General features: G+C 73.5%; 6 protein-coding genes. All 6 read right to left on the reverse strand.

Annotation, left to right across the window (positions count from 1 at the left end; genetic code table 11):
- Window positions 1–68 precede the first annotated feature (68 nt).
- The 6 genes from ACFVIM_RS26525 to ACFVIM_RS26550 all read right to left on the reverse strand — a co-directional run bounded on the left by ACFVIM_RS26525 (window position 69) and on the right by ACFVIM_RS26550 (window position 12,008).
- The gene (locus ACFVIM_RS26525) at window positions 69–656 is read right to left on the reverse strand and encodes a helix-turn-helix domain-containing protein (RefSeq protein ID WP_384306087.1); all 588 of its coding nucleotides are present in this window, start codon (window positions 654–656) and stop codon (window positions 69–71) included.
- A gap of 113 nt (window positions 657–769) precedes the next feature.
- The gene (locus ACFVIM_RS26530) at window positions 770–1,654 is read right to left on the reverse strand and encodes an NAD(P)-dependent oxidoreductase (protein ID WP_384306090.1); all 885 of its coding nucleotides are present in this window, start codon (window positions 1,652–1,654) and stop codon (window positions 770–772) included.
- Between the two features lie 207 nt (window positions 1,655–1,861).
- Entirely contained in the window at window positions 1,862–2,821 is a 960-nt protein-coding gene (locus ACFVIM_RS26535; protein WP_384306093.1) for an AAC(3) family N-acetyltransferase, read from the reverse strand.
- Window positions 2,822–3,118: 297 nt separating this feature from the next.
- Window positions 3,119–4,858, reverse strand: coding sequence for a tetratricopeptide repeat protein (locus ACFVIM_RS26540; RefSeq protein WP_384306096.1), 1,740 nt, complete (start codon window positions 4,856–4,858; stop codon window positions 3,119–3,121).
- Between the two features lie 416 nt (window positions 4,859–5,274).
- Complete coding sequence (locus ACFVIM_RS26545) at window positions 5,275–5,823, reverse strand: hypothetical protein (RefSeq protein ID WP_384306098.1); 549 nt, start codon at window positions 5,821–5,823, stop codon at window positions 5,275–5,277.
- The gene (locus ACFVIM_RS26550) at window positions 5,817–12,008 is read right to left on the reverse strand and encodes a DNRLRE domain-containing protein (RefSeq protein ID WP_384306101.1); all 6,192 of its coding nucleotides are present in this window, start codon (window positions 12,006–12,008) and stop codon (window positions 5,817–5,819) included. Before ACFVIM_RS26550 ends, ACFVIM_RS26545 begins: the two co-directional genes overlap by 7 nt.
- Window positions 12,009–12,532 lie beyond the last annotated feature (524 nt).

Raw genomic sequence — 12,532 nt, forward strand, 5'->3', positions numbered from 1 at the left:
CCGCACGGCCGGCCCCGGGCCGCACGGTCACCGCCCGGCGCGGGCGCATGCCTGTCTGGGCCCGGTCCTCACTCCCGGGAGGTGGGCCGGGCCCGGACATGCATCCGCTCGCCCTGGCGGCCGAAGAGGCTGAGGACCTCCACCGGCCCGGCGCCGGTGCTGCCGAACCAGTGCGGCAGCCGGGTGTCGAACTCGGCGGCCTCGCCGGGCCCGAGCACCAGATCGCGGTCGGCCAGGACCAGCCGGAGCTTCCCGGCCAGGACGTACAGCCACTCGTACCCCTCGTGGGTCTGGGGGTCGGGGGTGCTGCGGGAGGCCGGGAGCACCATCTTGTAGCTCTGGATCGGGCCGGGCTGACGGGTCAGGGGCAGCACCGTGTTGCCGTGGACCCGCCGGGGTGTGAGCCGGACCCGGGGATCACCGACCTCGGGGGCTCCCACCAGTTCGTCCAGCGGCACCTGGTGCGCCTGCGAGATGGGGAGCAGCAGTTCCAGGCTGGGGCGGCGCTGCCCCGACTCCAGCCGGGACAGGGTGCTCTTGGAGATCCCGGTGGTCTCGGCGAGCGCCGCCAGGGTCACTCCGCGTTCGGTGCGCAGCCGCTTGAGCCGGGGCCCGACCTCGGTCAGGGCGCGGGCGACGGAGGATGAGGGGTCCATCCGTCCATGGAACCGCGCCATCCCGGGATCGGCAACCTGGGTTGCCGAAAGCGCGCCCGGGTCGGCCGAGAGCGCGGGGAGTGCGGAGCGCTCCGGCGGCCACGGCGCGTGGGTCAGGGCCGGGGGCCCTTGAACGCCTCGGTGAGGGCGGCGATCTCATGCTCGCCACGCCCCGCGTCGGCCGTGCGGCGCAGCAGGTCGTACAGGGGCGCGAGCCAGGCGGTGTCGACGCCGGTCTCCCGGCTGAGCTCCTCGTCGGCCGCGGCTCCCGAGAGGAAGAGGTTCACGGAGGAGGCGCCGTCGCCGTAGTCGCCGCTGTCGATCATCCGGGCGTAGCCGGGCAGCAGGCTCTTGATCATGTCCAGCCACTTCTCGGTGAACCGGACCATCGTGTGCGCCTCCCGCCCCCGCGCCTGGAGGACGGCGGCCCCCTGGAAGAACCCGGCGAGGGCGGGCAGGAGCAGGGCGCCGACGGCCATCTCGTACAGGGCGGCGAGGTCGGGCTCGTCCCCGAGGTGGACGGTGTCGCCGCCGAGGACCCGCAGGGTCGCCGTGTACGCGTCGAAGACGGTCCGGTCACCGCTGTAGTACAGGAGGGTGTCCGCCGCCCCGACCGCCGACGGTACGTTCTTGACGGCCCCGGCGAGGAACCGGGCGCCGTGGTCCACGGCCCAGGAGTGCGTCATCCGGGCATCGGACGGGGAGCCCGAGTTCAGGGTCACGAGGGCCCGTCCGCGCAGCGCCCCGGTGGCGGGGGCCAGGGCCTCGCGGGTGTCGCCGAAGGTGGTCAGACAGGTGAGGACGAGCGGGCTCGCGGCGACCGCCTCCGTCACCGTCCGCGCCCCGGTCGCGCCCTGGGCCACCAGCGGTGCGGCCCGGGCGGCGGTGCGGTTCCACACCGTGGTCGGATGTCCCGCGCCGAGGAAGGCCCCGGCCAGTGCCCGGCCCATCGAGCCCAGCCCGATGACGGTCACGGGGATACGGTCGTACTCGGTCATGTCGTGCTCCTCGCACCATGGAAGGGGTGCGCCGGACGTCGTCGCGCGCCGGCGCGGCCGCCCGGGTCGTCTCTCCTCGGCGCGACGCCTCCCATGCTGGTCAAAGCCCCGACGGTGCTCAAGTACCCACTTCCTTGTGCGTGGTTACCTGAGGGTGCGTGCCACGCTGATGACCCGGGCGTACGGGGCCGGGCGCGCCGCCGGGGTTCAGCCGGGGAGCACGACGCCAGTGCCGGGGTAGGCGTCCACCGGGCCGCCCGCCGTCGCGTCGGCGCAGGCGCGGCAGTCGGCGGAGCAGCGGGTGAGGGTGGGTGCGGCGGCGAGGGCGGGGGCGATGGTGGCGAGCACCTCGGGTACCGGGTAGGCGTGCCACCGGGAGCCGTGCACGATGGTGGTCCGGGCGTGGGGGCGCAGCCATGGTTCCAGCCGGGGGAACCCCTCCGAGCAGGAGCCCACCTCCACGGTCGCGATCCGCCCGTCGTCCAGCCGGGCCCAGCGCCGGAACAACCGGCGCCCGGAACGCTGCTCGGCCAGATGGAGCGTGGTCATCCGGTTGAGTCCCACCCCGATGAGCAGGGTGCGGCCGCCCCGTTCGGCCAGGGCGCGCAGCGGCGCGTAGACATCACCGGGATCCTGGCCGTCGATCAGCGCGGCGGCCTCGGGCCCGAGCGCGGCGAAGGAGTTGAGCGGGTGGCGTCCACGGCGGGTTCCCGGGCGGGCGACGACGGTGACGGGCAGGACCCCGAGCGAGGGGTTGACCAGTCCGCAGTCGGGCGCGTACGGCGTGCTGAGGGCGTGCCCGGCCTCGCGGTACGGAAGCGTGTAGTCGAGGCCGTTGCGGGCGGGGCGGTCCGATGCCGGTGGTGGAACGGAGTGCCAGGGTTCGGTGAAGGCGGGCACGAGCACCGTGCAGCCCGCGCCGAGCAGCGCGTCCACGAGGGAGTCGGCGCCACCGTCCAGCGGAGCGCCGAACGAGCGCAGTGAGGCATGGACGAGCACGGGACGGCCGGAGAGCCCCAGGGCCTCCACCGCGCGGGCGAGCCGCTCGCCGCGGACCGTCACGGGTCCGCCGGACTCTTCCTGCGCCTCGTTCACCACAGGCGCGCCGGGCCCATCCCGTCCCTCGTCCACCACGGCTTCGCCACTCCTGTCCTGTCCCTCGTCCACCACGGACCTCCCGCCCCTGTCCCGTCTCTCGTCCACCACGGCTCCCCGGTCGTGTGCCCTGTCCGCCAACGGCCACGCGCCCCTGTCCTGTGCCGCGTCCGGCATGGGCTCGTCGCGCACCTCACCGCCCTCGCTCCGGCCGGTCGTCCACGGAGGGGCGTCGGGTCCGTCGCGCTCGTCACCGGTCACGGGTCACCGGTCGCCGTCATGGGTTCGTCCTGGCTGCCATAGGGGGGCGCGTCACCTCGGGGGGCGCGCGGCACTCCGGGGAGTCGCGTGGTTCCAGGGGCGCGCGCGTCACACGGCATGCCGCGCGTCCGCGATCTCGCCGCGCCGCAGGGCGGCCAGCGCGCCGAGGCTGGCCCGGGTGTCGGGGTGGTCCTCGCCGAGGGTCCGGCGGCGGGCCGACAGAACCTCGCGGTAGAGGGACTCGGCGGCGGCCACATCGCCCTCGATGGCGATCTCCCACGCCAGTTGGTGGCGCAGGGCGAGAACGGCCGGGTGATCGCCGCCCAGGGCCTCGGCGCGTTCCAATGCGGTGCGGCAGAGCCGTGCCCCCACCTGGAAGGCGCCGCTGCGGTCGATGGCGCGGGCGGCTTCGGCGGTGGCCCGGGCGAGCGCGGCGAGGCGCTGGGGATCGAGCCGTTCGGCCACCGTCCCGTACAGGGCCCGCAGATGGGGCTCCAGGAGGTGGTACCGGGGCCAGTCGGCGGGCCGGTCGTACCGCAGCCGGCCGAGCGCACCGGTCATCAGCTCGGCCGCGGCGGCGCGGATCACCCCCGGATCGGGGTCCCCCGGTCCCCCGGGTACCGCGTCGAGGTGGATCCGGTGGGTGTCGGCGACCACGGGGTGGACCAGGAGCCCGGCGCCCCCGTCGGCGGTGGGATGCGGGGTCAGCAGGCTGAGCTGGACCAGACCGCGCAGCGCCAGCTCGGTGGAGCGTTCCGTACCGCCCTCGTCGCCGACGACCGCGCCGAAGGAGGGGATGGACGCGGCGAACGCGGTGTCGAGGAGGTCGTACGGGAACGGGATGCCCGCTTCGTAGCAGGAGAGCAGCCGCAGCAGCGGGCGGGCCCGGGGAACACCCCAGTGCGCGAGGTCGTCGAGGGAGATCTCCCAGGTCCGCATCACGGCGGTGCGGGGGTCCGGGCGGGGACCGGGGTCCCCGGGCCAGCCGTCGCGCTCATGGGCGTCGAGGGCGCGGCGGTAGGTCGCGTACGTCGGCCAGCGGGCGACGCCCGAGTCCAGATAGGTACCGGCCAGGGTGAGCGCCAGGGGCAGCGCGCCGAGTCTTCGGGCCAGGTCGCGCGCCCCGGTCTCGTCACCCGCCGCCGGGGCCAGATCGCGGAGGATCCTGGTCGCCGCGTCCTCGTCGGGCGGCGTCACGGCCCGCACCCGGGCGTGCCGGCCCCAGGTCCGTGGGTCGGTGTGGCGGCTCGTCACCAGGACCAGTCCGCGCGCCGGGGCGCGCAGCCAGCCCGGTCCGGTGAGGACGCCCGGGTCGTCGGCGCTGTCGAGGACCAGCAGCCAGCCCGGAGGGGCGGCGGCGAGCCGGGCCCAGAGCCGGTCCGGGGCGTCGGGGCTGTTGCGGGCGAGGGCCTCCAGATCGGCCCGGGGGGCGCCCGTGCCCCGGGCGACCGAGACCATGCCCGCGCCCAGGACCGCGGGGTCGGCGGCCGAGACCCACCAGATCGGACGGGTCCGCCCCCGGCGGCGGCGCCCCCCGGCCCATTCGGCGAGCGCGGTGGCCACGGTCGACTTGCCGACTCCGCCGACTCCGGTGAGCACCACCACCGCGCCCCGCCGAGCGCCCGCGAGCTGGCGCAGTTCGGCCAGGAGCGCGTCCCGGCCGCGTACCTCGGCGGGGAGGGCGCCGGTCGGTGGCGTGACCGACATCCCGTACACGTCGGGCGGGCGTCTCCCGTCCCCGGGATCGTGTCCCGGACGCCCTTGGGCCCGTGCCTGGTGCCAGGCCAGCCCCACTCCCGCGCAGGTCCCCAGCGTGCCGAGCGCCGTCCACGCCAGGCCAGCGTCCACAGTTCCCCCGTTGGTCACGGTCGTACATACATACGGTCGACAGGCGGTCTCATCGTGTCGCACCGCGGCGCGTTGCGCACCGCTCTGGAGCGGGACGGCGCGTTTCCCTCCGTACCGCGCCGCCCTCCGTACGGCCCTGCCCTCCGTACGGCGCTGCCCTCGGTACCGCGTTTCCTCCGGTACGGCGTTGCCCCCTCCATACGGTGTCCCGGCGCCCCGCGTTCCCGCCCGTACGGCTCCGCGCCCCCCTCCGCGCAGGCAACGCACAGACACCGCACAGACACCGTGCTGTCCCCGGACGGCTACCGCGCCCCCTCCGCGCGGACACCGCACCGCGCCCCGTGCGCCCCGCGCAACGGAGAGCGGGGCCGCCCACGGGAGTGTTCCCGTCGGCGGCCCCGCCCCTCATGGCCCGGTTATCCGGCCGATCCGCACCGGAGCTGACCGTCGATGGCGGCGGCGGTCATCGGACCGTCGTCCGTCCAGTACTGGCCCTCCGGCAGACCGGCGGCCGCGGCCTCGGCGGTGTCGAAGACATCGCCGGAGCCGTCAGGTCCCCCGCCGTGCTCGCCCACGCCGTACTCGACGGCGACGTCGAGCCGGTCCGGCAGGCGCGCGGGCTGTGGCTGCGGTCCGGGCCGGGCGAAGCCCGCCGCGTCCCAGAGCGTCAGCTCGCCCCGCTTCCCGGCCTGGGTGGTCGGGTCACTCGCCCGCCAGAGCGGTTCCGTCGTCTCGCTGTCGAACACCTCGACCGTGCCCACCGTGTCCGTGGGGCAGGTCGGTGCCTTCACCGTGACGCGCGATCCGTCGATCCGCAGGCCGACGAGCAGGCCACGCTCCGGGGCGGACATGGCGTACACGCCGTAGACCCAGGCGCCGACGACCGCGAGGAGCCCCACGGCGAGCACCGAGCCCAGCAGCACGGGGAGCCGGTTCCGCCGGGCCGCCCCGGGATGACTCAGCACCGATATCCACCGTCCCTGTATCCGGCGCGCCGCTCCCACTTGTTGCGGCACGGGTTCACTCCGCCCCTGAGGTACATCAGGCCGAACCGCCATCCGTACCGCTTCCACTGTGCCTTGTGCTTCTTCTCATGGCGCATGAGGGTCGGTGTCGCGTCACGCCGTCTCGTGTTGAAGAACGTCGTGCCGAGCGCCGTGCCGCCGCGGGCGTGCAGGCCGAACCCGCCGGAGCAGACCCGCATGCCGTAGCGGTACTGGCAGCGGTAGCCGAGGTAGCGCACGCCGACGTAGGCCATGCCCACGCCGACGATGCGGGCCTCCTGGCGGTTGCGCCAGCCGCGGTAGCGGTTGTAACCGCGGTTGAGGCGGTTCCAGCCGTACCGCACGACGGGGTTGATCCGGGGCTTCCACCAGGACTTGCCGTCGAGGTCGAACTCGTTGACCGGATCGCCCGGGTAGCCGTACGCGTTCGCGCCGCCGCCGTAGACGGGGTCGGCGGAGAGGAAGCGGCCGGTCACCGGGTCGTAGAGGCGGACGCCCATCAGGGTGAGGCCGGTCAGGGTCTCGGTGGAGCGCTGCTTGCCGCCGAGCCAGTTGTAGCGGACGGCGGGCTGGCCCGCGCGCGGGTTGCCGTACTCGTCGTTGTCCAGCACCACCGGGGCGTCGGCCGGGTCCAGCGGGAGCCGGAGGGCCACATCGCCGTGGATGTTGGTGAGCTGGAGGATGACGTCACCCGAGGCGCCGGTGGTGGCCGCGAGGTCGCCCGAGGCCGATTCGACGTTACGGGTCAGCGTGCCGTCCGTGGTGTCCTCGACGATCCAGCGCGGGTTGTCGCCGTCGCTGTCGAAGTGGTTGCGCTTGGTGGCCGTCCGGGTCCAGACGCCGTCGGTGTCCTCCTCGACCGTCCAGGAGCGCAGCCGGTGGTTGGAGTCCAGCTCCCAGGTCTGGCGCCGGCCGTCCGAGGTCTGCCGGTGGACGAGGTCGTTGGCGTAGTAGCCGATCTCGCTGCCGGGCAGGGTGGTGGTGCGGCCGAAGGCGTCGTAGGCGCGGCCGGGGGCGATGAGCCGGTCGGCGCTGTCGTAGCCGTAGCTGGTGCTGGTACCTCCGGTGGCCGGGCAGTCGGCGCCGGGGGCGCCTTCGGCGGTGGTCAGGCTGGTGCGGTTGGTGCGGTTGTCGAAGCCGTACGAGCGGCGGGTGCAGATATCGCCGGTGGTGTCGTCCACGCTGGTCAGACGCGCGGCGGCGTCGTAGCGGTACTCCTGTCCCGACCAGCCGGAGTGGCGGGTGATCTGGCCGTGGATCGACTCGTCCACGGTGTCGGCGACGATGACCTGGCCGTCGCTGTCGCGGGTGTAGGTGCGCGAACGCGGGGCGCCGGTGGTGTCCTCGTCGACGGTGAGGGTGTAGCCGCCGGGGAGCTTCTCGGTGACGACGGAGCCGTCGGCGTCGTAGGTGACGGAGAAGGCGCCCGCGACCGAGTCGGTGGTCGTGGTGACCGTACCGCGCGGCTCGACGGCCGTGTCGTAGGTGTAGGTCACGGTCGACGGTGAGCTGTCGGTGGTCTTCACCGGCCGGTCCAGCAGGTCGTACTCGGTGGTGGTCCTGCCGCCGTCGGCGTCCGTGTACGCGACGAGGCGGCCGAGCTTGTCGTACGCCTTGTAGAGGGTTCCGCCGGTCGGCGAGGAGGTCTTGACCGCGCGGCCCGTCTCACCGTTGTACTCGGTCGTCGCCGCCGGGACCGCCTGCCCGAGACCTCCGGTGGTGGTGACGGTGGCCGGGCGGCCCGCGCCGTCGTAGGTGGTGGTGGCGGTACGGGTGACCCCGCCCGCAGTCTCGATGATCTTGGCCGGGTTGCCCCACCAGTCGTACTCGGTGGTGGTGGTCGGCAGTTCGGACGGCTGGGTGCCGCCGCCGGTGATCGCGCCGCCGGGCCCGGTGGAGCAGACCCGGTCGGCCCACTCCGGGCGGCCGGAGCAGGCGCCGGTACCGGTCGCGGACCAGTAGGTGGTCACCCGGGTACCGGCGTCGGTGCCGGTGGCACCGGGCTTCAGCTCCTTGGTGACCCGGCCCAGGCTGTCGTACTCGGTGGTGTCGGTGATCGCGAGCCCGCCCGGGTCCTTGATGGTCCTGACCGGCAGGCCCTTGGCCCAGTCGTAGACGGTCTGCGTCACCCGGGCGTCGGTGAGCGCGGTGGTGCCGAGGAGCTGGGCACCGGAGGTGACCTTGGTGATCTGGTCCTCGACCTTGGCCGTGCCGTCGGTGGGACGTCCGGCGTCGTACTCGTTGACCGTCCAGGTGCGGGCGACGGCCGACGCCCCGGTGGCGGTCACGGTGACCCGGCGCAGCGGACCGAGTTCCTCCAGCTCGCGGGTGCCGTCGGCGTCGAACACCGAGCGGGTGGCGAGCAGATCGGCCCGGTCCGCGGTGGACAGCCCGGCGATGGTGAGATCGGCCAGGGTGGCCCGCTCGGCGGCGGTGCCGCCCAGGGCGAGGGCGCGGTTGCCCGGGGTCAGCTCACGGACGGTGTTGCCGTGGCGGTCGTACTCGGTGACGGAGATATGTCCGCCGGGGGTGGCCGAGTTGACCTCGCGACCCGAGGCGTTGGTGTAGGTGACGGAGGCGCGCCGGTAGTCGGTGGCGCCCAGTGCGGTACCGGCGTGCGCGGTGGGTACCGCGTCGGCCGGGAAGATCGCGGTGGCGTCGGTCGGCGCGTCGTCCTGGCCCCAGGCCCGTACGTCCGCGGCGCCCATCGGGTACGGGGCGCCGGCGCCGGTGAGGGGCACGTCGTAGACGACGCTGGTGGTCGCGGTTCCCTCCTGGACATCCGTCGTGCCCTGCTTCAGGCCCGCCCGCTCCACCGTGAGCAGCATCCCCTCCCCGGCGGTGGCGGCGTTGCCCGCCTTGCCGTAGGTGAGGTTCCACGGCAGCTCGGACTTCTGGTGCAGCCAGAAGACCCGCCCGGCGCTGTCGTAGGAGTACTGGGTCTGGGTGGCCTGCGACAGGTTGGGGTTCCACTGCTGGCGCAGCCGCCCGGCCGAGTCGTAGCGGTAGGCCGCGACGGCCTTGGAGGTCGCGGCGGCGGCGCCGGGCTCGGTCGACCAGAGGCGGATCTCCTTGACCTGTCCGGTGATGTCGCCGAAGTCGGCACCGGCGCTCACGCCCGTGGCGGTGGTGGCCGTCGCGTAGACGAACTCCAGCGCGCGGCAGCCCTTGGTGGCCGGGGTGGCGGTGCAGCTGGCGGCCGAGGCCGCCGAGGTGGGCGCGATGACCCGCTTGGGGCGGCTCATCTGCTTGCCGCCGTGGGTCACGGTCTCGGAGACGACCGTGGTGGTCGACTGGGCGATGCCCTCCACCCCGCTGGAGGCGACCTGCCAGGTGAGGACGGCCGGGTCAGGACGGGTGAGGACGGTGACCGTGCCCTCGGTGTCCTTGAGGGTGAACGAGCCGGTGAGCGAGCCGGTCAGGGTCAGGTCCTCGGCCCCGGGCTCGGGCTTCCAGCCGCCGCCGGTGGTGGCGGTGAAGCCGGTCTCGCCGCCGTCGATGTCGACCAGCGCCACGGAGGTGGCCGAGGTCTTCTTCAGGGACGCCCACTCGGACTCCGTCGCCTCGGCGACCGTTCCGGAGGTCCACTCCTTGCCGAAGATCGGTACCTGGCCCTCCTGCGCGCCGCCGACGGCGGGGCGCCGCGAGGACGCCGTACGGGAGACGGTGAGACCGAACGCGGTGGCGTCGTCGGCCGACAGGGTGAGGTCGCCGGTGAGCAGGTTGAGCGAGCCGGGCCCGATCTCCTGGGTGGGGGAGGTGCCCGCGTCCCGGTCCACGGTGACCGTGTTGACCGGCGAGTAGGCCGCCGCGGTGCCGTCGGTGAAGGCGGCGCGGACCTCGATGGGTCCGTCCTCGGCCAGGGTGTCGGTGATGTTCCAGGTCAGTCCGGCGGGCTTGCCGTTCACGGCGGCCACGGGCCAGTTTCCGGCGGCGGTGCCGTCGGACGCCTTGCGCACATCGGCGGTGGGCACGTCCTTCCAGCTGTCGGTCTCGCCACGGCGGTACTGGTAGGTGACGCCGGTGTACGAGGACTGGCCCTCGGCCGACAGGAGCACTCGCCGGGCCGGGCGCTCGCCCTGACCCGGGGTCAGCAGCGCCGCGCCCGAGCCCGCGTAGAAGACACGCGAGGTCTCGGCCGAGACGTTCCCGGCCGCGTCACGGGTGCGGACCGCCACCGTGTGCTTGCCCGCCGGGAAGGTGAGGGTACGGGTGACCGCCGCCCCGGTCGTGGCGACCGGGGTCCACGCCCCGGTGTCCAGCTTGTACTCGACCGTCTTCACATCGCTGGCGGGCGGGGTGAAGGTGAACGCGCCGGAGAAGGTGCCGTTCGCGTCGGGGGTCCCGGACCAGGTGTTCGCCGGGAAGTCGGTGGAGGAGATCGCCGTGGTCGCCGGCGCGGTGGTGTCGACGGTGATGTTCTGCCACGCCGACCAGGCGCCGTTCCAGGCCGACCCGTCGTAGGTGGCGGCCCGCCACTTGTACGCGCCGGGCGCCAGGGCGGTCGTCGGCGTCCAGGGGGCGTTGGTGCCCGAGGCGACATAGGCCGACTTGCCCGTCTGGAGGGCGGCGGTGCCGTTGGCGGCCCAGATCTCATAGCTGAGCTGGACGGTGTTGCCGTCCGCGTCGGTCCCCTTGCCGGTGATCGTCGGGGTGGTGTCGTTGGTCGCCGCCCCCGACAGCGGGGAGACGGGGGTCGCCACGCCCGGCTTGGTGTTGTACGTCACCGACAGATACGGGGTGTTGGAGGCCGCGTTGCCGGAGTTGAAGCGCTTCCAGGCGTACGCGTCGGCCTCGTCGGTGGCCCGGATGCCCAGGGTGTTGGTGCCGTTGCCGTTGTTGGCCCACGCCTGGGCCAGCGTCTTGACGTCCTGGCTCACCCAGCCGTCGCCGCAGGCCGACGAGTAGCCCTTGGTCGTGGTGGTGGAGGCCCACTTGGTGTTCCAGCTGGGCTGGGCGGTCCAGCGGGTGGCGGTCGAGGCCGAGGAGGTGTCCCAGACCTCCCAGCTTCTGCCCGCGCAGGACCAGGAGTGGAAGTTCCACAGGTTGAGCTTGGCGCTGAGGATCTGCTTGCCCGTGATCTTGGCCATCGGGAAGGCGAGGAAGGAACGGGCGATCTGGCCGGAGCCGTTGTTGCCGAGCTTCAGTTCGGTCTGCGCGGACACATCGGTCGCGTAGCCCTGCTGGACGAAGGTGTCGAAGCCGACCCCGATGTTGACCGCCGGGTCGACGGTGACGGGGAACCGGGTCTCCGGGTCCGCGAGGAACGCCGCGTCCGGGGTCAGCGTCAGATCGATGTCGTCACCGCGCTGGGTGACCTTCAGTCCGACGTCCGCGAGGTGGGTGTGGTCGCCGGACCTGGGGTCGACCCGGGCGTCCCACATCACCGGCGCGGGCAGCACACCGATCCGCTTGCCCGACGCGGCGTCGAGGAAGGAGACCGAACGGTCCTTGTTGGCGCGGGCCTTGATGCCCTTGGCGTTGAGCGTCAGCGTGACCGAGCCGTTGGCCTCGATGGCGCCGCGGTCCTTCAGCTCCAGGAACTGCTCGAAGCCCGTCCGGGTGGACTCCACGATCAGGTCGGTACGGGGCAGGACGCCGCCGTAGCGGGCCTTGGTGCCGGTGATCACCGGTTCGGGCAGCGCGCCGCGCCAGGAGAGGGAGAGCCCCTTGCCGCCCTGGCCCAGGGTCACCAGCGGGACCGCGGGGGTCTGCCGCTCGCCGGGCTCGCCGCCCGACGCCTTGATCCTCGCCGCCTGCGCGGGCGGCGTCTTTCCGGCCAGTCTCAGATCGAGCGGGTGTGCCTGTGCGCGCACCCCGCCGTCCGCCGCCTTGGCGAGATCGATGTCGATGGTCCGCCAGGTGCCCGCGGAGTCCCGGTAGCGCAGGGGTCCGCTGGCGGCCTCGACCGTCGTGGAGCCGTCCGGGTTCGCGTACGCCGACGACGACTCCGTACGCTCCGACAGCGCCTCCACCCGCTTGCCCGACAACCGGGCCGCGACGTGCGCCGACGGCAGGTCAGCCGCCTGGGTCGCGACCGCGCGCGCGGCGGCCGCGGCCCCGGCCGGCTGGGCCACCGCCCGGCCGGTCGTGGCGGCCACAACCGCGGTCTCGGCGACCAGCAGCGCGGCGACCGCCAGGGCCATGCGGGGCAGCGCGCGCCCCTGCGGCCACCACGCGGTCCCGGCTCCCGGATCCCCGACCGTGTCAATGGTTCCATCAACTCGTGAATCGGCTGAATCTGGTCCCCATACCGGGGGTCTGAATGGATCACTCACAGGTTCGAGCTCCCTCCCTGAGGAGCCGCTCATGCGGCTCGCCTGCGAGGATGCTGAGTGAGATCAGCCAACTGCGCTACCCCTACTGACACTGACGCAGAAAATTCTGTTGGCTGAAATATGCGCATACCGCAGAAGGTGGCCTTTTCGGCCATCGACGGGCGCGAGCCGGGGAGCGCGAGCCATCGCACATGGCCGGAAATCGCGGTCCGCAAACCTCGCTCGGCGAGGACATCACCCCCACGGAGCGCCAACCCCCGGCGCCCGCCGGGGATCGACGGCGCGGAAGCATGCCGCCACGGGTTGATCGTTCGAGAATTCCCGCACTACATTCGTGCGGGAATTCTCGAACGATTGGAGTGACGCGATGGCCGCGGCCCGTACCTACCACC

This window comes from Streptomyces sp. NPDC057638 (assembly GCF_042800315.1).
Taxonomy (GTDB): Bacteria; Actinomycetota; Actinomycetes; order Streptomycetales; family Streptomycetaceae; genus Streptomyces.

Bases quoted from the DNA above. Each gene is read 5' to 3' on its own strand.
- ACFVIM_RS26525 (WP_384306087.1), bottom strand. From the start codon at position 656: ATGGACCCCTCATCCTCCGTCGCCCGCGCCCTGACCGAGGTCGGGCCC.
- ACFVIM_RS26530 (WP_384306090.1), bottom strand. From the start codon at position 1,654: ATGACCGAGTACGACCGTATCCCCGTGACCGTCATCGGGCTGGGCTCG.
- ACFVIM_RS26550 (WP_384306101.1), bottom strand. From the start codon at position 12,008: ATGGCCCTGGCGGTCGCCGCGCTGCTGGTCGCCGAGACCGCGGTTGTG.